Raw genomic sequence first — 22054 nt, forward strand, 5'->3', positions numbered from 1 at the left:
GTTGCTTAAGCCAAAGCAACGCTATTTAGTTGCTTTTCCAGAGCCGTGAACGCTCCCGTACGGCTGCATCAGTGCACGTTCAGCCGCGGTGATCAGCGCCAGCAAGGCAAAGACGCCAGCATCGTGATAGACCCGGTTCACCGATTGTCGGTGCCGGTTCAACGCATTGGCAGCTTCCAACTGCGAGGGGGCATCGGGGATCAGAAACAACGACGCCACCTCAGCCTGACTGCGTGTCCAGCGCGCGACAATAACATCACAGGCAGACACCACTGCCGGTAACCAGTACAGATCCTCCCGTTGTACTGGCAGGGCTACGTCCATGTCCTGCGTGCGCCCCATGGATTCAAGCAACCGACCGGACAGCACGAATGCCTCACCCAGCGAACGCGACACCGCCTTCCGGTCCAATGCCTCTACCGTACCCAGTCCAATCGCGATCCGCGTGCGCGCCCGCGACTCCGACGCGGCAAGCTTGGCCTTGATCCAGGTCGCCAACCTCAGGAAACCGTGCGGCTGGGTGACCGCCAGCTGCCAGGCGTCGCCCCGGTAGAACTCGGGGCCGACAATGCCCGGCAAAGGCCACTCCATGGCCTGGGCCACGGCAACGGAAATCACTTCACGGACGTCATCAATGGTGGCCGCGTCCATCTCCGTGGACTTGACCAGGTCGCCGGTAAGCACGGCAATCAGATCAGACGATGTATCGGGCATGTTCATACCTTGGGCTGCACAGGCTGTACCTCACAGGACATCTGCGGCTGGGCAGCGCCGGCCACATCCGTGCCGGGCCCGCTCAACGCCATTCTACCGTCGTAGCGGTTGATCACCGCCTGCAGCCTGCCCGCGCCAGCGACCGGCGGAAAATCCAGCCGATACACGTTTGCCTCCACCTCCAGCTTGCCCGCGCGCGCGCTCGGACGGTTGACCCAGACCACCGACGCCTGGCCGGAGTCCAGGATCAACACCATCGGCGCCTGGGGCGTGGCGCTTGTGCTGCTGCAGGACAGCTGGATCACCCGCGGCGGCGTCAGATCGAGCGCCGACAGCTTGCATCCACCGAGTGCGGTCGTCGCTACCAGGACCGACACGAGTGATGGCCGGAGCAGAATCTTGATCGTGGTCATCGCCCGATCGTAACCCGACAATCGATCCTATGACCCGGCGCATCGTGCAGGAACCTGCCGGGTCCGCTTGCACGTCCACGTGCCTTACTTCGTCAGGGCGAAATCCAGGCCTGCGCACACCGCCGCCACCTGCGCATCATTGCATTCCTGCGGGTTGGTACGCGGGCTGTCCGGGTAGACCTCAGTGGTGGTGGCAAAGCGCGCGTCGGTGAAGCCGGCGCAGGCGCCGATCGAACGCGACTCACCCCAGACCACGCCCGGCGACTGCAGCGGCAGGCCGACCAGGTTGCCTTCGGCGTCTGCCGGGGCGATGTGGGTGATGGGCGCCACTGCGGCGATCAGGGCCTTCTGGAACTCGGCCTGCGGATCTTCACTGTTGCCGATCACGTAGAAGCCATCCGGAATGGTGTCGCGCTCGAACGGCTTGCCGTCGCGGGCGCAGCGCGCCGGATCGAACTCCTGCAGGTCGCTGTCGGTGGTCTCGTGCAGGTCCAGGTGCACCAGCAGGTTCGGCTTGCGCTCGGCCACCCAGCGTATCAGCGCGGCGGCTTCCTCGATCTGGCCGCCGTCACGGAAGCTGCGGTTCGGGTCGATCGCATCCGGGTTCCAGCGCTGGATGCGCTCGTAGCCCCACGGGCTGACGCACGGCGCCACGATCAGGTTCAGCCGGCCCAAGTAACGCTCGGCCTCCTGTTCCAGGAACTGCAGCGCGCCGTGCACGCCGCTGGTCTCGTAGCCATGCACGCCACCGGTGATCAGCGCGGTCGGCAGCGCCGGGTTCCAGTCGTGGTTGACCACGGCGAACAGCGGGTAATGGTCAGGTGCATAGTCCAGCTGACCGTACTGGATCACATCGAAGCTGTCGTCCAGGCGTTCAAGGGCGGCCACCACGTCGTCGTGGTAGCTGCGCTGACGCTGCTGGCGCGCCCGCCACTGTGCGCGTTCCGCGTCGCCCCAGGGCTGTCCGGGGGTGCCGATCGGGTAGAACTGCGCAACAGTCATTGGGTACTCCAAGGGTCGAACGGGATGGGTGCAGCCGGTCATTCTAAGCCTTGTCGCGCCTGCGGGTCCCCTCCCCCCGCCCCGCCTTCATCCAGGCAGGGTCATCTGGTTGTAAAATCAACGGTTTTTGGCCCCTCACCCCTTGATGGCGAACGCAGCGCAGCCGGTCCTGGGTGGACCGGAATTCCTCCGCCTGCTCGCCCGTCTCAGCGACGGCGCGATGCCGGCCAGCAGTCCCGCCCTGACCGATCGCCTCGGCCAGTGGGTGGACTGGAGCCGTGCCGTGGCCCTGTCCGGGGCGCTCGGCGGACGCCTGCCCGAGCCGGGCGAGGCCGCCGAAGCGGCCGGGGATGTGCTGGACGACTGCGCCCAGGCCCATGCCAGCCTGCTGGCCTCGATCAGTGAGGATGCCGAGGCCGAGCGCCTGCTGGACCTGGCCGAAGCCGCCGCCGCACCCAATTTCGCCTCGCTGCGCCAGCGCTACCGGGTGCTGCAGCAGGCCATCCAGACCGCCACCGGGCGCCTGCGCGGCCGCCTGCGCGACCAGCTGGTGCAGGTTTCACCCGAGCTGGCACGGCTGGCCGAGGTCGATGCGGTGATGGAACAGACCCTCACCCCGCGCGAGCACAGCCTGCTGGCCACTGCGCCGGCGGTGCTCGGCGCCCGTTTTGAACGCGTGCACGGCCAGCCCGGCTGGCGCGCGGCCTTCCGCCATGACATGCGCACCCTGCTGCTTGCCGAGCTGCAGCTGCGCTTCCACCCGATCGAAGGGCTGCAAGACGCCCTGCGCTCCCACTGACCGGAACACCATGTCCAGAACTGCTTTCCATGTCGTTGTTTTCCTTGTCGGCCTGCTGGCCGTGTGCTGGATCGGCATTGGCTACGTTTCGGTGCATCCGCTGGGTGCAGCGGTGGCGGCGATCATCGCGGCCTGCTACATCGCCGGTGGCGTGGAGCTGTACCGCTATCGCCAGGCCAGCAACGGCCTGCGCAGCGCGCTGAGCGACCTGTCCAGTGCCAAAGAAAGCCTGGCCCCCTGGCTGGAGCGCGTGCCGGTGGGCCTGCGCAACGCCGTGCGCCTGCGCGTGGAAGGCGAGCGCACCGCCCTGCCCGCGCCGGTGCTGACCCCGTACCTGGTTGGCCTGCTGGTGCTGCTGGGCATGCTCGGCACCCTGCTGGGCATGATGGACACGCTGCGCGGAACCGGCCTGGCCCTGCAGAGCGCGACCGACATGGCCGCCATCCGCGGCTCGCTGGCCTCGCCGGTGCAGGGCCTGGCCGTGGCATTCGGCACCTCGATCGCCGGTGTGGCCAGCTCGGCCATGCTCGGCCTGCTGGCGGCGCTGCTGCGCCGTGACCGCCTGCAGGCCGTGCAGCAGCTGGACCGTGCCATTGCCGGCGACCTGCACCCGTACTCGCAGGCCTGGCAGCGCGCCGAATCGCTGCGCCTGCTGCAGGCACAATCTGCCGCGCTGCCGGCGCTGGTCGACCGCCTGCAGGCGATGACCAGCACCTTCGAACAGCACAGTGCGGCCGCCAATGAGCGCCTGCTGGCCGGCCAGGCCGAGTTCCTGACCCAGAGTCAGGCGCTGCAGGAACGCCTGGCCGTCTCGCTGCAGCAGTCGCTGCGCGAGGGTGCCGAGGCCAGCGCCGCCGCCATCGGTGGCGCGCTGCAGCCGATGGCCGAGACCACCCTGGCCGGACTGGCCCACCATGGTGAGGCGCTGCATGCCCGTGTCGAACAGGCGGTGCAGCAGCAGTTGTCTGGCCTGAGCGAAGGCTTCGAGCGCAGCCGCGTGGCGACCGAGGCCAGCTGGGCCAAGGCGTTGAGTGAACAGAGCCAGACACAGCAGGCACTGGTCAGTGATCTGCGTCAGCACCTGCAGGCCTTCAGCGATGGCCAGGGCACGCAGGCCGAAGCACTGGTGACACGCATCGGCGAGCGCCTGCAGGCCGATGCCAGCGGCAATGCCGAGGCCTGGCGCGCCGCCGCCGAACAGCAGCAGGCATTGAATACCGCGCTGCTCGAACGCCAGCAGCAGGCATTGCTGGCCACCAGCGAGCATCTGGACGCGCGTGCGCAGGCGCTGCTGCAGGCACTGGAACAGCATCACAGCGCCAGCCAGGCGCTGCTGCAGGATCATGAAGAGCAGCGCTCGCAGCAGTGGCAGGCCGCGCAGGCCGCCGCCGCCACCGCGCACGCCGAACTGCAGGCCCGCCTGGACAGCCGCGAGCAGCAGCGCCAGGCGCGCTGGGATGCGGTCAGTGCCGAACTGCAGCAGGCCCACGCCGCGCTGCAGGCCCAGCTGCAAGCCGGCGACGAACAGCGCCTGCAGCGCTGGAGCGATGCCCTGCAGCACGTTTCCACCGACCTGGCCGAGCGCCTGCAGGCCAACGGCGAACGCCTGGCCGCGCAGCAGCAGCAGGTCTGCGACACGCTGGCGGCCACCGCACAGCAGATCGGCGAGAACGGTCGCGCCCAGGCCAGCGCCACGCTGGCGGAAGTGTCCACCCTGCTGCAGACCGCCGCCGCTGCGCCGAAGGCCGCCGCCGACGTCATCAACGAGCTGCGCAGCACGCTCTCCGAGAGCCTGGTGCGCGACAACGCGATGCTGGAAGAGCGCGGCCGCCTCCTGGCCACCGTGCAGACCCTGCTGGATGCGATCAATCACGCCTCGCACGAGCAGCGCAGCGCGGTGGACGCGCTGGTCGGCGGTTCGGCCGAGCTGCTGGAACGTGTCGGCAACCGTTTCACCGACCATATCGCCGCCGAGACCGGCAAGCTGGATGGCATTGCCGCAGCGCTCAGCAGCAGCGCCGGTGACGTCGGCCAGCTGGCTGGCGCCTTCGGCGACGCGGTTGCGCAGTTCGGCAGCGCCTCCACCGAGCTGTCCGGCCGTCTGGAACAGATAGGCGGGGCACTGGATGCCTCGCTGGCGCGCAGCGACGAGCAGCTGGCCTACTACGTGGCGCAGGCGCGCGAGGTGGTCGACCTCAGCCTGCTGTCGCAGAAGCAGGTGATGGAAGAACTGCAGCAGCTGGCCGCGCGCCGCGGCAAGGCCGGCAGCGCATGAGCGACGAGCTGGAGGTCGACGGCGGCTCACACGCCCCGATCTGGGCCGCCTTCGGCGACCTGATGTCGGTGCTGCTGGGCGCGTTCGTGCTGATACTCGTCGGTGTGGTCGCCGTGCAGCTGGAGCTGTCGCAGCGGCTGGACCAGGAAGTGAAGCAGCGCCAGGCCGAAGCCAAGCGCCTGCAGACCCTGGAACAGGCGCTGGCGGGCCCGCTGGCGGCCGGTCGCGTGACCCTGGTCGATGGACGCATCGGCATCAGTGGCAGCGTGTTGTTCGCGCTGAACTCCGACCAGCTGCAGCCGGAAGGCCAGGAGCTGCTGCGCAGCCTGGCCGCACCGCTGGCCGCCTACCTGAGCACGCGCGAAGAGATCCTGATGGTCAGCGGCTTCACCGATGACGCGCCGGTGCGCGAAGGCAACCGTCGCTTTGCCGACAACTGGGAGCTGTCCGCGCAGCGATCACTGACCGTGACCCGCACGTTGATTGCCGATGGCGTACCGGCCGACGCGGTGTTCGCCGCCGCGTTCGGCAGCGAGCAGCCGGTCAGCTCCAATGCCAGCGAAGATGGCCGCGCGCGCAACCGTCGCGTGGAAATCGCACCGATTCCCAAGCCCAAGGCCGCGGATGCCAAGTAAGCCACCCGCACTGGATGGCCTGCGCGCACTGGTGCGCGATCTCGATGCGGGATCGCGTTCGCTGCCGCATTACCCGCAGGTGCCGATGCTGCAGCAGGTGCAGCGCGAGTGGTCGGAACTGCGCAGCGAACTGCAGGTGCGCCGTTCGCTGCGCACCGAGGCCCCGGCCGACGGCGGCCCGCTGAACTCGGCGGTGCTGGTGCAACGCATGCTCGATACGATGCAGGCGACCAGCCCCGGTTACCTGCGCCACTTCATCGACTACGTGGACACCCTGTCCTGGCTGCAGGCGCTGCAGGATGGCGCCGCCAGCGGCGGCGATACCGCGAAGCCAAAGCGCACGCGCAAGCCGCGCAACGCGGGTTGATCGCGCGTTGATGCCGACCTCGTTCGGCCCCCCTGGATACGACAATCCTGTTCCGCGCTCCTGGTAGACGCCAACCTTGGTTGGCGCTCCACCAACGATGCCGCGCATGCCAACCAAGGTTGGCATCTACCAATGCACGCGTCGGCATGCACGCGTGTAGCGGTGTCACCAGACAGTCATCTGTCTAGCGCACCATTTTCACGTTGAACCACGGCGCCTGCAGCGCCACCGGTCGCATCGCTTGTCTCCCCTTTTGAACTCCATGAGCTCCGCGCCCGTGCGGTGGCTCGTGCCTGCCTGAGTGTCCGTAACATGACGAAGACTTTGTTGGCCGCTGCGCTGTCGATCGCGCTCGCTCCCGCGGCCTGGGCGCAGGATGCTGCCCCGACCTCCACTGGCACGTCCGCCACCGATCTCGATGCGGTTTCGGTGATCGGCAGCGGTGAAGCGCGCCAGGTGCAGCGCATCACCCGCGAGAACCTCGACATCCTGCCGCCGGGCACCAGCCTGCAGAAGACGCTCAATCTACTGCCTGGCGTCAACGCGCAGTCGGCCGATGCGCTGGGCACCAACGAGCAGTCGATGACACTGAGCCTGCGCGGCTTCAACTCCACCCGTCTCGGTTACACGCTCGACGGCGTGCCGCTGGGCGACGGCGCGTACAACAACTACAACGGCCTGACCATCAACCGTGCGCTGATCAGCGAGAACATGGCCGGCGCGGAACTGGCGGTGGGCATCGGCAGCCTCGGTACGCCGTCCACCAGCAACCTCGGCGGCACCATCTCGTATACCTCTGACCGCCCAGCCCAGGAGTTGGGTGGCCGCGTGGTGCAGACCTTCGGCAGCGATGCCAACCGCCGCACCTTCGTGCGCGTGGACAGCGGCGAGTACAACGGCTTCTCCGGCTACGTTTCCGGCATGAATGCCGTCTCCGATCTGTGGAACGACCAGACCGCTTACAACAAATCCACCACCAAGCAGTTCAACGCCAAGGGCGTGTGGAACTTTGGCCGCGGCCAGATCACCGGTTTCGTCGATACCTCACGCACCACCCAGGCGGACTACTTCTACCTGTCCAAGGACGAGATGTCGCGCGGCCTGGGCTGGGACTGGGGCGGCTACGCGCCGGACTGGAACAAGGCCGTGGCCAAGGCCTACTGCAACACCGCCAGCTTCAATGCGAAGAAGTGCGACAGCAGCGGCCCGGACAAGGATTCCGATGGTGCCTTCACCGCCGGCCAGATCCTGCGTGACGACAACCTGTACTACCTGGCCGGCGACTTCTTCCTGGCCGATGGCTTCAGCCTGCGCGCCCTGGCCTACCACCACGACGACCGCGGCGAAGGCCACAACTGGAACAGCGGCGGGTGGTCGAACAAGGGCACCGCGCAGGAGATCCCGATCATCTTCCGCAACACCATCTACACCATCGACCGCGATGGCGGCACGCTGTCGTTCGACTGGGAGCTGGGCGCGCACCGCATCGAAGGCGGCGTCTGGTACGAGCGCAACACCAGCAGCGCCGAGCGCTACCAGACCGCCGTGGACGGCCCGCGTGACCTGAGTGGCATGAACACCCTGCCCTCCGATGTCGGCGTGTTTGCCCAACGCACCCGCTGGAAGACTCACCAGTTCTTCCTGAAGGACACCTGGCGCCTGCTCGATGACCGCCTGACTCTGGAGTTCGGGGCCAAGAGCCCGCACGCCACCTCCGATGCACAAGCGCTGCCGGGCGATGCGAAGACGCCGATCTCGCCGACCTCCAACAACCAGTTCGCCACCGGTTCGCTGAAGGCCAGCAAGAACTTCCTGCCCAGCATCGGCGCCAACTTCCACCTGACCGAGCACCACGAAATCTTCGCCAGCTACGCCGAGAACATCGCCATGTTCCAGGGCGGCTTCAAGCTGGGCCCGCAGGCGGTCAGCCAGGCGACCTGGAACGCACAGGGCAACCTGAAGCCGGAGGAGTCACGCTCGCTGGAAGCCGGCTACCGCTTCGTCACCGATACCCTGCAGGCCTCGATCGCGGCCTACAGCGTGCGCTTCGACAACCGCCTGCTGCAGTACAACCCCTGTGACTCGCGCCAGCCGGTGGGCCCGACCTGCGGCAACCGCTTCTACAACGTCGGCGGCGTCGACAGCCGCGGTGCCGAGCTGACCGTGCTGTGGACCCCGAACGAGCACTTCAGCTGGTACACCTCGGCCTCGCTGAACCGTTCGACCTACGCTTCCAACTACGTGCAGGCCGGTGTGGAGCAGCAGATCAAGGGCAGGATCCAGACCGATACGCCCAAGCAGCTGCTGGCCTCCGAGATCACCTGGCGTGACAACGGCTGGTTCGCCAGCCTGCGTGGCAAGTACACCGGCGAGCGCTTCTACACCTACAGCAACGACCAGGGCTTCGGTGGCTTCACCGTATTCGACCTGGCCGGTGGCTACGACTTCGGCCAGGTCGGTTTTGCCAAGGGGATGCGTGTGTCGTTCAACGTGACCAACCTGACCAACAAGCGCTACGCCAGCAACCTGGATTCGAGCGTGTTCGCGCCCAGCGACCCGGCCGGCAAGCTGTACGTGTTCCATGCCTCGGCACCGCGCCAGGTGTTCGGTACGATCGACCTTCGCTTCTGATCGACCGCCCGGAGTCCGCTGATGCTCACGACCGCCCTGCTGCTGGCCACCCTCTCCGCCAGCGGATACTCCGCACCACATGAGGCCAGTGGTGCGCCCCCACGCACCCTGCAGCTGGGTGGTCGTACCTATGTGGACAAGGGCCTGGTCGCGGCCGGGCGGCTGCCGGCAGGCACGGTGGACTTCCTCGGCGACACGCTGGGCTCGTTCTCGTCGCTGGCGGTGCAGCCTGGCACCTGGAAGCGCACCACCAACGGCTACGAAGGCGTGCTCTGGACACTGCCTGACCGCGGCCGTAACGACCCCGAGGCAGGCCTGTTCTACGACTACGCCGGCCGCGTGGAACGCATGCAGCTGCATATCGACGTTTCCCCTGGCAAGCCCAGTGCGCTCGGCACGCTGTTGATGGTGCCGGACAAGGGCGTGGTGCTGAAGGACTTCAACGGTCAGCCGTTCACCGGTGCCGACCCGGGGGACCACACGATCACGCAGCGCGAGGTGGTGCTGCCCTCGCCCGCCAGCGGCGCAGGCGCGGGCAAGGTCTCGCTGGATGCCGAGTCGCTGCAGTTCACCGCCGATGGCCACTTCTACATCGGCGACGAGTACACCGCCAACGTCTACTACTTCGATGCGCATGGTCAGCTGCAGGGTGTGATCGTGGCGCCGCCGGCGATCCGTCCGCAGCGCGATGGCAAGCGCACCTTCGGTTCGCTGGCGGCACCGCAGACTGGGCGCCGCAACAACCAGGGCGTGGAAGGCATGGGCCTGTCGCCCGACGGTACCCGCCTGTTCGTGGCCCTTCAGAGCGCGACGCTGCAGGACAGCGCAAAAGGCAACGCGGCCGGGCGCATCAACACCCGCGTGCTGGTCTACGACGTGACGGCCTCGCCGACGCCGCAGCAACCGATCGGCCATTACGTGATGGCCCTGCCCGCCTATGCACACGACGGCAAGGGCAAGCTGGACCGTACCGCCGCGCAGAGCGAGCTGCGTGCACTGGATGCCCACCGCTTCCTGCTGCTGGCCCGCGATGGCAACGGTCTGGGCAAGGACGGCGATCACCCGATCGTCTACAAGTCGGTGCTGCTGGTGGATGTGGCCGATGCCAGCAACCTGGCAGGAAGCAACTATGAGTCCGGTACGGCCTCGGTGCTGGCCGACCCGGCGGGTACCGTGTTGAAGGACGGCATCGTGCCCGCACGCAGCGACGAACTGCTGAACCTGCTCGACCGCCCGCAGCTGGCGCGTGCCGGCCTTGACCTGGACACCAAGCGCGGCCCGCATGCCGGGCTGCTCTCGGAAAAGTGGGAAGCCATGGACGTACTGCCAGCGCTGGACCCGCAGCATCCGAACGACATGCTGTTGCTGATCGGCAACGACAACGACTTCATCGCCCGCCACTGCCGCATGCAGGGCCAATCCTGCGACAGCCCGTACGACAACGACAACCGCCTACTGGTCTACCGACTGACCCTGCCCTGAGACGTCGCCGGGCATGGCCCGGCGCTACCGGATCAACCCGATACACCCTGTAGAGTCGAGCCATGCTCGACTCATGCCGCAAGGCAGTCGAGCATGGCTCGACTCTACAAAGCTCACCCGCGCAGGGTGGCGCCGCCGTCCACGTACAGGTCGCTCATCGCCACGTGCCCGGCCTGCTCGGAGAGCAGGAACATCACCGAGTGCGCGATGTCTTCCGGGGTGGCCAGCTTGCGCAGCGGGATGCCGGCCTTGTACGTCTCCAGGTTGCCGGCGATAACTCGCTCTGCGCCACGCTCGTCCTGCCACATGCCGGTCTGCATCGGGGTCAGCGTTGAACCCGGGGCGACGATATTGCAGCGGATGCCCAGCGGCGCCAGCTCCAGCCCGAGGCAGCGGGTGAACATCGTGGCGGCGGCCTTGGACGCGGCATAGGCGGCCATGCCGTGCCGCGGCACGCCGGCGGCATTCGAACTGACGGTGACGATCGCGCCCTGGCCTCGCGGTGACATCACCCGCGCCAGCGCACGGCCAACATGGAACACGCCATCGGCGTTGACTGCGAACACCCGGCGCCAATCTGCATCTGTGGTCTCCGCAACAGCTCCCACATGCAGAACACCCGCCACGCTGGCGGCAAGGCCGATCGGCCCAATGCTGGTTTCTACACGATCCACCAGTGCATCTACGGCAGTACTGTCGGTCACATCGAGCGCAAACGCCTGCACACGTGCATCCATTACCACGGGCGCCTCGCGGTCGGTTGCCACCACCGTGCAGCCGGCCTCCGCCAGCAGCCGTACCAGTGCCTCGCCGATGCCACCGGAGGCACCGGTCACCAGTGCCACGCGACCTTCAAAACCGGTCAACTGCATGTTGCGATCTCCTGTTGCTCATCCCAGTGGCGCAGGCGCGCCGACAACCACGGTGCCAGCTGCGCCACCGCATCGCGGCCGGTCAGCTCGGCGTGCAGGAACGCCAGTTCCAGCGCCTGCACCTTGCGCGCGTGCGTGCGCCACAACGCCGACTGCAGCTGCGGCCGCGTCTGATGATCCCGGCCAGCGCGCACGTGCACCAGCGTGCCGTCGAACGGTTGGTGGATGTGTTCGCGGATCAACCGGTTGGTGCCGGTCACCGCACGCACCACGCCATCGAGCACTACATCCGGCAGGCTGCCGAGCGCACTACCACCGCGACGCAGGAAGCCGAGAATGCGTTCACGGCTGTCCAGCTCCGGATGTGCATCCGGGTCATGGCCGGCAATCGCCAGCAGCGCACGCAGTGCGGCGATGGCATCCGGTTCCGGCTCGGCCCGCCAGCATTCGCTGGGGTAGGCGTCGAGCAGCACCAGTTCACCGACTTCACGGCCGATTTCATGCAGGCGCACCGCCATCGCCTGGGCGAGGATGCCGCCCACCGACCAGCCCAGCAGATGCACCGGTCCCTTCGGTTGCAGCGTGACCACCCGCTGCACATAGTCATTGGCCATGGCTTCGATGCTGGACGGCAACGGTTGCTTCGGATCCAGCGCGGGCGACTGCAGGCCATATACCGGGCGTGCCGGCTGCAGGGCGCGCGCCAGCGTCCGGTAGTTCCAGGCGATGCCACCGGCCGGGTGCAGCACGAACAACGGAGTGGGCCCGTCAGCATCAGTGGCAGCCAACGAGATCACCGGCCCCAACGCGTGGTCGGCCAGCGCGGGTGGCTCGGCAATGCGCGTCGCCAACGCGGCCACGGTCGGCTGCGCGAACAAGGCACCGAGGCCGAGGTCACAGCGCCAGCGTTGTTCGATGGCCAGCAGCAGGTGCACCGCGGACAGCGAGTCGCCGCCGAGACTGAAAAAGTCCGCATCCACTGCCACCGCTGCCTCGCGGCCCAGCGCCTGTGCGAACAGCACTGCCAGTTCCTGTTCCAGCGGCGTGCGCGGCGCCAGTCCGGCAATCTCGTTCTGCGGCGGCTTCGGCAAGGCGGTGCGGTCGAGCTTGCCGTTGGCGGTCACCGGCCACTGATCCACGCCAACGAACGCCGACGGCACCATGTAGTCCGGCACGCGCGTGGCCAAGTGGCTGCGCAGCATCACGGCATCGGCAAGCGCCGCTGGCACATAGGCCACCAGCCGGGCATCACCGGGTGCATCCTGGCGCAGCAGCACTTCCACCCGCTCCATGCCCCGCAGCGTACGCAGTGCCGCCTCGATCTCGCCCAGCTCGATGCGCAGGCCGCGCAGCTTCACCTGGTGGTCGCTGCGGCCCAGATATTCGACTGCGCCGTCGCTGCGCCAGCGCGCCACGTCGCCAGTGCGGTAGATGCGCTCCCCTGGCAGGAAGGGGTCGGCCAGGAAGCGTTCGGCGGTCAGGTCATCGCGACCGAGATAGCCGCGCGCCAGCTGCACGCCCCCCAGATACAGGTCGCCCGGCACACCCACCGGCAGCGGCTGCATCCGCGCGTCCAGCACGTACAGGCGGGTGTTCCAGACCGGGAAGCCGATCGGTACCGGCCGTGAGCGGTCCTGCGCCGAAGCCGGCCAGTAGCTTACGTCCACTGCCGCTTCGGTCGGGCCATACAGGTTATGCAGTTCGGCCTGCACGCGCCCATGGAAACGATCGCGCAGCGATGCGTCCAGCGCTTCGCCACTGGTGAACACACGGCGCAGCTGCAGGCCCTCGGAGGCCGGTGCGGCGAGGAAGGCATCGAGCATCGACGGCACGAAATGCGCCGTGGTGATGCCATGCGCGCGGATCAGCCGCGCCAGCTCGGTCGGATCACGATGCGCGTCCGGACCCGCCACCACCAGCGTCGCGCCGCACAGCAGCGGCAGGAAGAATTCCCAGACCGAAACATCGAACGTGGCCGGGGTCTTCTGCAGAACACGGTCATCGGAACGGATGCCGTAGTGCTCGCGCATCCACAGCAGGCGGTTGACGATGGCGCGGTGCTCGATGACGACGCCCTTCGGCTCGCCGGTCGAACCGGAGGTATAGATCACATAGGCTGCATCGCTGGGCGCCGGATCGGCCCACGGTGCTGCGAAACTCAGCGCGGTCCATTGGTCGGGGGCAAGCACCGGCACACCGTCCATGCGCGCCGATACCTCTGCCGCAGCCAGTACGCACGCCGGCTGCGCCGAGGCGAGAATACGCGCAAGGCGCTCATCGGGATGGGCAAGGTCCAGCGGCAGGTAGGCGGCACCCGCACGCAGCACCGCCACCAGCGCGATCACCAGTTCCAGCGAGCGCGGCAATGCCACCGCCACCACACTGCCCGGACCGACCGCCATCGCGCGCAGTTGTGCCGCCAGCGCGAAACTCCGCGCTTCCAGCGTTGCGTAGTCCAGCCTGGTGTCGCCGAACACCAGCGCAGGCGCGTGCGGGTCACGGTCCATGCCCTGCTGCAGCAGTTCAACCAACGTAGTCTGTGGCAGCGCATGCGCGGTGGCATTGAAACCATGCACCACCTGCTGCGCTTCTGCGACGGTGGCCAGCGGCACCGCCGCGATGTCTCCGGCCTCCAGCGCCGCCGATACGAAATGCAGCAACCGGGTCGCGTGCGCCTCGACATCCTCCCGACTGTACAACGCGGGATTGGCTTCGATCTCCAGATCCAGCAGGTGCTGGCCGTCGCCACGGAAGCCCAGCGTCAGATCATCCACCGGCCCGGTGCACAGCACTTCCAGCGTCGCCCGCACGCCGTTCAGTGCCAGTGGCTTGTAGAACGGCTGCACATTCACCAGCGGACCGTGCAGGCGCTGCTGCGCGCCCACCAGGCCCAGGTCGCGGCGCAACTGCTCGCCACGGTAGCGGCCGTGCTTGCGGCCCTGGCTGAGCTGCCGGCCCAATACCCGGGTAAACGCCTCGACACTGCCCTCGCCGGCCGCCACCCGCAGCGGCAGCACATTCATCACCATCGCCGGCACCCGCGCCGACGCGTTGCCGAGCCGCCCCATGTAGGGCACGCCCAGCACCACTTCATCGGCGGCGCTCATCCGCCGCAGGTACTCGGCCGACAACGCGGCCAGCACATCCGGCCAGGGCTGCAGCCAACGCAACGATGCCTGCAGCAGCTGCTCACGGAATGCAGCATCGAGCGGCTGCACCCAGCGCAGCGCGTCGTCACTGGCCGCAAGCGTACCGGCCAGGCCCGCGCCCGCCGGCGCGCCCTGCATCTGCTCGCGCCACCACTGCCCGGCCTGCGTGCGACGCGGGTCGGCACGATAGGTGGCATCATCGGCCAGCACGCCCGCCAGCCCCGGCAGTGCCTCACCCGCACGACCGGCATATAAGGCGCATACGCGATCAGTGAACAGCGCCATGCCATAGCCATCGGCTGCAAGGTGATGCACACGCAGATACCAGACCCAGCGCTGCCCACCCAGATCGAACAACACCTGCTGGCTTATGCGGTCGCGGGTCGGATCGACCGCGCTGAGCCGGTCGGCCTGCATCACGGCACGCGCCGCCGATGCCGGCTCGGCCTCGACGGATAGATCGCGCAGCGAAAGCAACGGCACGTGTGCCGGGTCATGCCACTGCAGCGGCTGACCATCGGCACCTTCGGCAAAGCGCAATGCGAAGGCCTGGGCCTCGCCTGCAGCCTGGTCTGCCGCTGCAATGAACGCGGCCACGTCCAACGGGCCGTCGATCCACACCGCGTGCGCGGTATTGAATGACGGATTGCCCGGTGCCAGCCGCTGTGCGAACCACAGTCCGGCCTGGGCCTCGGTCAGCGCCACCGGCGTGGCCAGCGCGGCGGCGTTCATGCGTTCTGCGCGGCCTGCAGCGTCTGCACCACGCCCCACCACTGGCGCAGCGTGGTGTGCTCGGCCAACTGCAAGAATTCCAGCGGCAACCCGGTGTTGCCCCAGGCCAGAACCAGGCCGAGCATGCGCATCGAGTCCAGGTCCAGGTCGATCAGGTTGTCGTCGTCACCGATCTCGGCCGGCGTGCACTCCAGCACGCGCGCAACGTCGGCACGCATCCGCTCCAGATCCAGCGCATCACCCGTGGCAGCCATCACAGCACCTCCAGCAACTGATCGGTGGTCATCGGCACGCCACAGGTGCGTGCGATCCAGTGCAGCGCCTGATCGTGATCGGCACGTGAGAAATCGGCCACCGCATCGGCTGCGATGAAGGCCTCCATGTCACGCTGGAAGGCCTCGACCGCGGTCGCGGTGCAGCCGATATGGGCGTACACGCCGGTCACCAGCAACTGGTCCCGCCCACGCACTCGCATCAGCGTCTCCAGGTTGCTGCGCTGGAACGCGCTGTAGCGGTGCTTCACCAGCACATGCTCGGCCGGCTGCGGTGCCAGCGCCTCGATGATCGGCTCATGATCGGCGCTGCTGCGCATGCCCGGGCCCCACAGGTCGGCCTGCAGGCCACGGTCACGGCGATCCTGGTCACCATGCTGGGCGGTGTAGAACACCGGAATACCGTGCGCGCGGCAATGCGCCAGCAGGCGCGCGATGTTGTCCACCGCCGGCCGCAGCGGTGCGTTCCCGGCATCGAATGCGGCCAGGAAATAGCGCTGCATGTCGTGCACCAGCAGTGCGACACGATCACGCTGCGGGCGCCAGGGGCCACGCGCCTGCGGCAGTTCGGCAGCGGTCGGCAAGGAATAGTTGGTGATACGGGGCAGCGCCATCAGCGCGTTCCTCCTGTCTGTTGCAGATGACGCGCACGCAGCTGCGCGCGCAGTTCGCGGCGGCTGATCTTGCCGACCGCGGTGGTATCGAAACTGTCGACGAACACGACCTGGTCCGGCACCTTGAACGCCGCCAGGCCGCGCGTACGCATCCAGGCTTTCAGTGCCGGCGCCTTGATCGGCTCCCCCTGCTGGATCACGAACGCGCAGCTGCGCTCACCGAGATACTCGTCGGGAATGGAGACCACGGCCGCGTCGAACACACCAGGGTGGGCCAGCAGGTGATCTTCAATCTCCTCGGCGGAGATTTTCTCGCCCGCGCGGTTGATGTGGTCACCGGCACGGCCCTGCACCACCAGATAGCCGCCGGGCAACTGCTGCACGCGGTCGCCGGTGCGGTAGAACCCATCGTCGGTGAACGAGCGCGCGTTGGCCACCGCATCGTTGTGGTAACCACGGATGGTGTACGGGCCGCGGGTCAGCAGATGGCCCACTTCGCCCTCAGCCACCGGCTGGTCGTGGTCATCGACCACGCGCACTTCGTCGTCCGGACTGATCGGCCGGCCCTGGCAGGCCACGATCAGTTCCTCCGGATCATCCAGCCGGGTGTAGTTGACCAGGCCTTCGGCCATGCCAAACACCTGCTGCAGGGTGCAGCCCAGGCCGTCGATCACGCGCCGCGCAGCTTCCGGCACCAGCTTGGCGCCGCCCACCTGCAGTACCTGCAGGCTGGACAGGTCATGCTTGCTGCTGGCGGCCGCCTGCGCCCACAGCAGCGCCAGCGGAGGCACCAGGCCACAGCAGGTCACGCGCTCGCGGGCGATCAACGGGAACGCCGCATCCGGGCCGGGGCCGGGGCTGAGCACTACGCGGGCGCCTGCATACAGCGCACCGAAGAAGCCGGGCGAACTCATCGGGAAGTTGTGCGCGGCCGGCAGCGCGACCAGGTAGACGCTGTCGCGGTCGATGCCGCAGAGGTCATTGCTGGCGCGGAACGAATAGATGTAGTCGTCGTGCGTGCGCGGGATCAGCTTGGACAGGCCGGTGCTGCCACCGGAGATCTGCAGGAACGCCACCGACTGCGGATCCGGGTCGGCCGGCAGCTCGCTGCGATCGCCCTGCAGCGCCTCCAGCGCGGTGAACTCCGCCGCATCGCCGTCGATGACCACGTGGCGCAGTGCCGGCACCTCGGCCTGCAGCGCCCGCGCCAGCCCGCGATGATCGAAGCCATCGCGCAGGTCGGCAGTGATGTAGGCACTGGCCTCGGCCTTGTTGGCGAAGTGCACCAGTTCGGTGATGCGATGCGCCCGCAACGCATATACCGGCACCAGACCCGCACGGAACAGTCCGCATACGGTGGTGATGAATCCGGCGGTGTTGCCCAGCTGCACCAGCACCCGCTCACCGGGCTGCAGGCCGAGTGCCAGCAGTCCGGAACCGATGCGACCGGCTTCGTGCCACAGCTGCGCGTAGCTCAGGCGGACATCGCCGGCGACCACCGCGATGTCATCCGCATAGCGTTCCGCGCGCTCGCGCAGGAACGCCGGGAAGGTCTCGCCGCGCCAGTGACCGGCCTCGCGATAGCGCGCCATCAGTTCATCAGGCCACACCTGCTGCAGTGGCAGGCGGGAGGGATCAATGGAGGTAGTCATGCGGCAGGCTCGATGGAGGGCGCGGATTCATGGACACCCAGCGCGTTCAACAGGGCAGCGAACTTCGCCGCGGTTTCGGCCACCTCGGCCTCGGGTTCCGATTCGGCGACGATGCCGGCACCGGCATACAGGCGCAGCTGCGTGCCCTGCAGGCGTGCGCAGCGGATCGCCACGTACCAGTCGCCGTCACCCTGCGCATCCAGCCAGCCCACGGCGCCGGCGTAGAAGCCGCGCGGCACCGGTTCCAGTTCGCGGATGCGCTGCAGTGCCGCCAGCCGCGGCGTACCGCAGACCGCCGGTGTGGGGTGCAGCTGTGCCAGCAGTTCGGCGGCAGACGTCTGCGGATCCTTCAGGGTGGCATGGATGCGGGTGCCCAGGTGCCACATGCTGGCGGTGGCATGCAGCACCGGCCGTGGCTGTGCATCGATGTGGCTGCAGTACGGTGCCAGGCCCTCGACGATGGCGTCCACCACATGGCGATGCTCGTCATGGTCCTTGGTCGAGGCCAGCAGCGCCTGCGCGGCACGCTCGTCCTCGGCGGCATCGGCGCTGCGGCGTGCTGAACCGGCGAGCGGATGCGACAACAGTTCGGCACCGCGCTTGCGCAGCAGCAGTTCCGGGGTTGCCCCCACCAGCCACGCCGGCGCCTGGCCCAGCTCCACCGGCAACGGCACCGCGTAGGTCGCCACCGACGGATCCGCGCCCAGGCGTGCCAGCAGCACGTCCGGCGACAGCGCCTCGCGGGTGCGTGCCAACAGGCTGCGCGCCAGCACCACCTTGTGCAGGTTCTGCTCGGGCGCACGCAGGACCTGCACCGCCGCGGCAACCGCTGACGCATAGTCCTGCGGCACAGGCTCGGCCCGCAGGGCGCCGTCCAGCGGCGGTGCGGCCTGAGGTTGCAGTGCCAGCGCCGGCAGCAGGCGCTCGGGCTGGTACAACGCATCGTCCGCACGCGGTTCGAACGGCACCGCGCCAACCAACAGGCCCGGACCGCCGCGCTGCTGGGCAAAGAACTCCGAAACGCGCTCTGCCAGCGTCGCCAGTGCACCGGCCGGCAGCGCGGCGCGGCACCCGCGTGCGTGCACGTGCTGGCCCGCATGCTGCAGCAGGAACAGCGACGCGTCGTCGGTGTTCTCCTGCGGCGCTGGCGCAGCCTCCGGCCACGCGCCCTGCATCAGGGAATCGTTCATGGGGTCTCCTTCATTCGATGCGCTGCGGCCAGCGCGCACAGCAACAGCAGCAGCGCGCCGACCAGCAGGTAAGGCAGGCTGGGCCCGCCGCGATACAACAGCGTGCCGAGCATCGGCCCGGCCACCATGCCCAGCCCCTGCGCGGCCGCCACCGTGCCGGCCGCGGCGCCCTGCTCGTGCGCCTCCACCCCATCGGCGGCCAGCGCCTGGAACGAGGGGAATACGAAACCCATGCCGAACGCGGCCAGCGCGTACGCCGCCGGCAACTGCCAGGCCTGCTGCACGCCCGCCACCGAAGCGAAGCCGATGCCGGAAATGAGCGCGCCGAGGACGATCCAGCGGCGTGGATGTACCTCCAGCTTCATCACCAGCGCCTGCGCCAGGATCAGGCCGACGCCAACCGCTGTGAGCGCGATACCCGCCATGCGCGCGCCCGCCGCTGCATCCAGGCCGAGGCGGTCGATCGCGAAGAAGCCGACCGTCACCTGCGCGATGGTCACCGAGACCATGGCGATGAACGCCGCCAGCTGTGGCAGGCGCAGGCGCGGGTCGAGACGGCTCATCGGCTGGCGGCGTTGCGCAGAAGCGCTCTCCACCGGCGGTGTGGCCGGCAACCGCCACGCGAGCAATGCCAGCGCAAGCAGCGGCAACAATGCGGCCACATACAGCGCCAGCGACAGATTCGTATAGGCCAGCCAGCCAGCGGCGGCCGGGCCAAGCACCATGCCCAGTGCGTTGGCGCTGCCCAGGCGGGCGAGGAATTTCGCACGCTGCCCGGTCGGTGCCTTGTCGGCAATCAGCGCGGCAGCGGTAGGAGGCACCGCGGCGTAGAACAGGCCGATCAGGCCACGCGCACCGACCAGCACCAGCACCGATACCAACACAGGCGGCACCGCCTGCAGGGCCACGTCGATAAACACCGCCAGCGCGATGTAGACCACGGTGTAGGCACTCATCGCCAGCATCAGCACGCGCTTGCGGCCGATGCGGTCGCTGAGCTGGCCCCACGGGCGCGCGGCCAGCATCCACAACACACCGGCGGCGGTGACCGAGAGGCCGGCATGCCACTCGGACAAGCCGAGCATGCGGACCACCGGGCCGATCACGGCGACGAAGGACATCATCGCCATGGTGCCGATCAGGGCAGCCAACACCAGCGCCGGCAAGCCGGGAACGACGGGACGTGCGTGCATGAAACACCAGCCGTAACAGGAAAGGATGGCCGGGTGCGTCTGTACGCCCCCGCCTGGCATCAGTCCTGCTCAGGGCCCGATGCCATCCTTAAATGATAACGGCTCGTATTTGCATTTGATACCCATTCTCTTGAATGGGCATGCAACAGTGGGTTCAGCGCATTGCACGCAGGCCCAGCAGACCACGACGCTTGAACCACCACTCCAGCGGCAGCGTCACCAGCGGCGGGATCGCCGCCAGCAGTGCCAGGGCACTGGCCCACCACGGCCAGCGTAGCCGCACCGCCGCGAACAGAGTGACCGCCACATAGGCCAGGAAGGCCACGCCGTGCAGGGGCCCGAACAGCTTGACCAGCGCCACGTTGGCCATCGGGCCGTACTTCATCCACATGCCGATGAGCAGGCCGGCCCAGGTCACGGCCTCGATGAAAGCGACCGCGGCGAACAGGCGTCCGGTCGGGTGCATGGGGGAACGTTGGGTCACGCGGAGCTCCGGCATCAGGATATCAAATGCGAATGATACGCAGATGCGAACCCCATGTAGAGTCGAGCCGTGCTCGACTGCTGGAACGTGTCCACCAAGGTGGACACCTACCGGAGCACATCCGGCAGAACCTGCTCGCCGATCTCGCGCAGCACGGCGCCCATCGACCGCCCGTTGTCGACCAGGTTGAACATCACATGTGCCACGCCCTGCGCATGCACGCGCAGCAGGTAGTCACGCAGACCATCGCGGCCGACCTTCAGGCCCAGCGGCAATGGCTCGGCTGGCGCCTGCGGATCCGTCTGCAGGTCCAGCAGCATCGACTGCACGAACGGCTTGCCTGCCCCGCCACGCTGCACCAGCGCCTGCTGCCACAGGCCGATGCGCCCTTCCTGCGCAACCTCCTCGCGGTGATAGGTGGCCCAGCCTTCGGCCTCACGCGCGATCCATTGCAGGCTCTGCCGCGCAGTACCCACCACCAGCATCGGAATGCGCGTTGCCGGCGCCGGCAGCACGTCGAAACCACCGGTCGCCTGCAGTACGGCGGTCCGCTCATCGGTCTCCGGTGACAGCGCTGCGCGCAACAACGTCCAACGCTCACGGAACGTCGCCGCCCTGCCCTCCAGATCCTCGCCGAACGCGGCAAATTCTTCCGGGCGGTCACCCGAACCCAGCCCGAGCACGAAGCGCCCGCCACTGATCCGATCCAGGCTCAGCGCCGACTTCGCCACCTGCAACGGCTGGCGCAATGGCAGCACGATGGCTGCACTGCCGACCACGATGCGCTCGGTCGCGGCAGCCAGCATGCCCAGCCACAGGAACGGGTCATCCAGCGCACTCGCTGTTGCATCCGGGCCCTGCGGCACCATCAACGGTACATCGCGGGTCCAAAGCGCGGCGAAGCCAAGATGATCGGCCAACCGCGCGATCCGCCTGGCTTCATGCGGATCGGCCAGCCCATGTGCGGCGACAGGCGTCATCAGGCCCAGGCTCAGACCCTGTTGCGGAAACAAGGCAGCATAAGCAGGATTGAAATCACTCATGCCGCCAGCTTAGCGTGCAGACCTGCGGCGACGATGACGCGCCGCCCACCACTGGAAGAACACTACATGCTGACGATCCGCCCTGCCCACGTCGATGACCTGCCCGCGATCAGCGCGGTGTGCCTGGCTGCGTTCAACGAGGCAGTGGCGCCGTCTCTCAGCGCGGCCGGCATCGCCGCCTTCGGCAGTGTCGCAGCAGCCGATGCGTTTGGTGCGCGCCTGCAGGGTGACAACCACATCCTGGTGGCCGAACAGGATGCGCGCGTAATCGGCATGGTCGAACTGAAGGAGGGCCGGCACCTGGCAATGCTGTTCGTCGATCCCGCGTGCCAGGGCCAAGGTATCGGCCATGCCTTGTTCGAAGCCGTGCTGCCGCAGGTACGCGAGCCGGTACTGACGGTGCGCGCCTCGCTCAACGCAGTGCCTACCTACCTGCGCTATGGCTTTGTGCTGGATGGGGAGGTCGGCGAGTTCAACGGGCTGGTGTACCAGCAGATGGTGCGGGCAGCGGCCTGAAGGCATCCGCCCGGCAATG

General features: G+C 67.9%; 19 protein-coding genes. 7 read left to right on the forward strand and 12 right to left on the reverse strand.

What is annotated here, in order from left to right; genetic code table 11:
• Positions 1-21: 21 nt before the first annotated feature.
• The 3 genes from ACZK45_RS12155 to ACZK45_RS12165 all read right to left on the reverse strand — a co-directional run bounded on the left by ACZK45_RS12155 (position 22) and on the right by ACZK45_RS12165 (position 2129).
• Complete coding sequence (locus ACZK45_RS12155; RefSeq protein ID WP_032129974.1) at positions 22-714, reverse strand: hypothetical protein; 693 nt, start codon at positions 712-714, stop codon at positions 22-24.
• A 2-nt stretch (positions 715-716) separates the two neighbouring features.
• Positions 717-1127, reverse strand: coding sequence for a hypothetical protein (locus ACZK45_RS12160; RefSeq protein ID WP_478444735.1), 411 nt, complete (start codon positions 1125-1127; stop codon positions 717-719).
• Between the two features lie 84 nt (positions 1128-1211).
• The gene (locus ACZK45_RS12165) at positions 1212-2129 is read right to left on the reverse strand and encodes a M14 family metallopeptidase (protein ID WP_478444736.1); all 918 of its coding nucleotides are present in this window, start codon (positions 2127-2129) and stop codon (positions 1212-1214) included.
• A 145-nt stretch (positions 2130-2274) separates the two neighbouring features.
• Between ACZK45_RS12165 and ACZK45_RS12170 the strand changes: the two genes are divergently transcribed.
• From ACZK45_RS12170 to ACZK45_RS12195, 6 genes are all read left to right on the forward strand, one after another.
• A complete protein-coding gene (locus ACZK45_RS12170; protein WP_478444737.1) occupies positions 2275-2928 on the forward strand; it encodes a DUF3348 family protein in 654 nt (217 codons plus the stop codon).
• 10 nt (positions 2929-2938) lie between these two features.
• Positions 2939-5203: a DUF802 domain-containing protein gene (locus tag ACZK45_RS12175; protein WP_478444738.1), complete on the forward strand. Its 2265-nt coding sequence runs from the start codon at positions 2939-2941 to the stop codon at positions 5201-5203.
• Positions 5200-5838: an OmpA family protein gene (locus ACZK45_RS12180; RefSeq protein ID WP_478444739.1), complete on the forward strand. Its 639-nt coding sequence runs from the start codon at positions 5200-5202 to the stop codon at positions 5836-5838. Before ACZK45_RS12175 ends, ACZK45_RS12180 begins: the two co-directional genes overlap by 4 nt.
• The gene (locus tag ACZK45_RS12185; RefSeq protein WP_239509137.1) at positions 5768-6205 is read left to right on the forward strand and encodes a DUF2894 domain-containing protein; all 438 of its coding nucleotides are present in this window, start codon (positions 5768-5770) and stop codon (positions 6203-6205) included. The genes ACZK45_RS12180 and ACZK45_RS12185 overlap by 71 nt, the downstream gene beginning before the upstream one ends.
• Positions 6206-6517: 312 nt before the next feature.
• Complete coding sequence (locus tag ACZK45_RS12190; protein ID WP_478444740.1) at positions 6518-8836, forward strand: TonB-dependent receptor; 2319 nt, start codon at positions 6518-6520, stop codon at positions 8834-8836.
• Positions 8837-8857: 21 nt separating this feature from the next.
• Positions 8858-10318 (forward strand): esterase-like activity of phytase family protein, encoded by a 1461-nt coding sequence (locus tag ACZK45_RS12195; protein WP_478444741.1) that lies wholly within the window; start codon positions 8858-8860, stop codon positions 10316-10318.
• Between the two features lie 113 nt (positions 10319-10431).
• Here ACZK45_RS12195 and ACZK45_RS12200 read toward each other — a convergent pair whose 3' ends face one another.
• The 9 genes from ACZK45_RS12200 to ACZK45_RS12240 form a co-directional block, all read right to left on the reverse strand.
• Positions 10432-11190 carry a 2,3-dihydro-2,3-dihydroxybenzoate dehydrogenase gene (locus tag ACZK45_RS12200; RefSeq protein WP_478444742.1) on the reverse strand — a complete coding sequence of 253 codons (759 nt, stop codon included), beginning with the start codon at positions 11188-11190 and terminating at the stop codon, positions 10432-10434.
• A complete protein-coding gene (locus ACZK45_RS12205) occupies positions 11181-15071 on the reverse strand; it encodes an amino acid adenylation domain-containing protein (protein ID WP_478444743.1) in 3891 nt (1296 codons plus the stop codon). The genes ACZK45_RS12200 and ACZK45_RS12205 overlap by 10 nt, the downstream gene beginning before the upstream one ends.
• Positions 15068-15325, reverse strand: coding sequence for a phosphopantetheine-binding protein (locus ACZK45_RS12210; protein ID WP_478444744.1), 258 nt, complete (start codon positions 15323-15325; stop codon positions 15068-15070). The genes ACZK45_RS12205 and ACZK45_RS12210 overlap by 4 nt, the downstream gene beginning before the upstream one ends.
• Complete coding sequence (locus ACZK45_RS12215; protein WP_478444745.1) at positions 15325-15957, reverse strand: isochorismatase family protein; 633 nt, start codon at positions 15955-15957, stop codon at positions 15325-15327. Before ACZK45_RS12215 ends, ACZK45_RS12210 begins: the two co-directional genes overlap by 1 nt.
• Complete coding sequence (locus ACZK45_RS12220) at positions 15957-17609, reverse strand: (2,3-dihydroxybenzoyl)adenylate synthase (protein ID WP_478444746.1); 1653 nt, start codon at positions 17607-17609, stop codon at positions 15957-15959. The genes ACZK45_RS12215 and ACZK45_RS12220 overlap by 1 nt, the downstream gene beginning before the upstream one ends.
• Positions 17606-18799, reverse strand: a complete 1194-nt coding sequence (locus tag ACZK45_RS12225; RefSeq protein ID WP_125895815.1) for an isochorismate synthase — start codon at positions 18797-18799, stop codon at positions 17606-17608. The genes ACZK45_RS12220 and ACZK45_RS12225 overlap by 4 nt, the downstream gene beginning before the upstream one ends.
• Entirely contained in the window at positions 18796-19992 is a 1197-nt protein-coding gene (locus ACZK45_RS12230) for an MFS transporter (RefSeq protein ID WP_125895816.1), read from the reverse strand. The genes ACZK45_RS12225 and ACZK45_RS12230 overlap by 4 nt, the downstream gene beginning before the upstream one ends.
• 154 nt (positions 19993-20146) lie before the next feature.
• Positions 20147-20458, reverse strand: coding sequence for a DUF3817 domain-containing protein (locus tag ACZK45_RS12235; protein ID WP_053443181.1), 312 nt, complete (start codon positions 20456-20458; stop codon positions 20147-20149).
• Between the two features lie 125 nt (positions 20459-20583).
• Positions 20584-21519, reverse strand: a complete 936-nt coding sequence (locus tag ACZK45_RS12240; protein ID WP_478444747.1) for a TIGR03571 family LLM class oxidoreductase — start codon at positions 21517-21519, stop codon at positions 20584-20586.
• Positions 21520-21585: 66 nt separating this feature from the next.
• On the opposite strand from ACZK45_RS12240, the gene ACZK45_RS12245 reads away from it, so the two are divergent.
• Positions 21586-22035 carry a GNAT family N-acetyltransferase gene (locus ACZK45_RS12245; protein ID WP_478444748.1) on the forward strand — a complete coding sequence of 150 codons (450 nt, stop codon included), beginning with the start codon at positions 21586-21588 and terminating at the stop codon, positions 22033-22035.
• Positions 22036-22054 lie beyond the last annotated feature (19 nt).

It is taken from the genome of Stenotrophomonas sp. 63632_Sma, from assembly GCF_056482875.1.

What these genes read in the sequence shown, in the direction of transcription:
- ACZK45_RS12190 (WP_478444740.1), top strand. Translation starts at nt 6,518, where the DNA reads ATGACGAAGACTTTGTTGGCCGCTGCGCTGTCGATCGCGCTCGCTCCC.
- ACZK45_RS12165 (WP_478444736.1), bottom strand. Translation starts at nt 2,129, where the DNA reads ATGACTGTTGCGCAGTTCTACCCGATCGGCACCCCCGGACAGCCCTGG.
- ACZK45_RS12220 (WP_478444746.1), bottom strand. Translation starts at nt 17,609, where the DNA reads ATGACTACCTCCATTGATCCCTCCCGCCTGCCACTGCAGCAGGTGTGG.
- ACZK45_RS12160 (WP_478444735.1), bottom strand. Translation starts at nt 1,127, where the DNA reads ATGACCACGATCAAGATTCTGCTCCGGCCATCACTCGTGTCGGTCCTG.
- ACZK45_RS12185 (WP_239509137.1), top strand. Translation starts at nt 5,768, where the DNA reads ATGGCCGCGCGCGCAACCGTCGCGTGGAAATCGCACCGATTCCCAAGC.
- ACZK45_RS12205 (WP_478444743.1), bottom strand. Translation starts at nt 15,071, where the DNA reads ATGAACGCCGCCGCGCTGGCCACGCCGGTGGCGCTGACCGAGGCCCAG.
- ACZK45_RS12240 (WP_478444747.1), bottom strand. Translation starts at nt 21,519, where the DNA reads ATGAGTGATTTCAATCCTGCTTATGCTGCCTTGTTTCCGCAACAGGGT.
- ACZK45_RS12215 (WP_478444745.1), bottom strand. Translation starts at nt 15,957, where the DNA reads ATGGCGCTGCCCCGTATCACCAACTATTCCTTGCCGACCGCTGCCGAA.
- ACZK45_RS12200 (WP_478444742.1), bottom strand. Translation starts at nt 11,190, where the DNA reads ATGCAGTTGACCGGTTTTGAAGGTCGCGTGGCACTGGTGACCGGTGCC.
- ACZK45_RS12180 (WP_478444739.1), top strand. Translation starts at nt 5,200, where the DNA reads ATGAGCGACGAGCTGGAGGTCGACGGCGGCTCACACGCCCCGATCTGG.
- ACZK45_RS12235 (WP_053443181.1), bottom strand. Translation starts at nt 20,458, where the DNA reads ATGCACCCGACCGGACGCCTGTTCGCCGCGGTCGCTTTCATCGAGGCC.
- ACZK45_RS12210 (WP_478444744.1), bottom strand. Translation starts at nt 15,325, where the DNA reads ATGGCTGCCACGGGTGATGCGCTGGATCTGGAGCGGATGCGTGCCGAC.
- ACZK45_RS12170 (WP_478444737.1), top strand. Translation starts at nt 2,275, where the DNA reads ATGGCGAACGCAGCGCAGCCGGTCCTGGGTGGACCGGAATTCCTCCGC.
- ACZK45_RS12195 (WP_478444741.1), top strand. Translation starts at nt 8,858, where the DNA reads ATGCTCACGACCGCCCTGCTGCTGGCCACCCTCTCCGCCAGCGGATAC.
- ACZK45_RS12245 (WP_478444748.1), top strand. Translation starts at nt 21,586, where the DNA reads ATGCTGACGATCCGCCCTGCCCACGTCGATGACCTGCCCGCGATCAGC.
- ACZK45_RS12230 (WP_125895816.1), bottom strand. Translation starts at nt 19,992, where the DNA reads ATGCACGCACGTCCCGTCGTTCCCGGCTTGCCGGCGCTGGTGTTGGCT.
- ACZK45_RS12175 (WP_478444738.1), top strand. Translation starts at nt 2,939, where the DNA reads ATGTCCAGAACTGCTTTCCATGTCGTTGTTTTCCTTGTCGGCCTGCTG.
- ACZK45_RS12225 (WP_125895815.1), bottom strand. Translation starts at nt 18,799, where the DNA reads ATGAACGATTCCCTGATGCAGGGCGCGTGGCCGGAGGCTGCGCCAGCG.
- ACZK45_RS12155 (WP_032129974.1), bottom strand. Translation starts at nt 714, where the DNA reads ATGCCCGATACATCGTCTGATCTGATTGCCGTGCTTACCGGCGACCTG.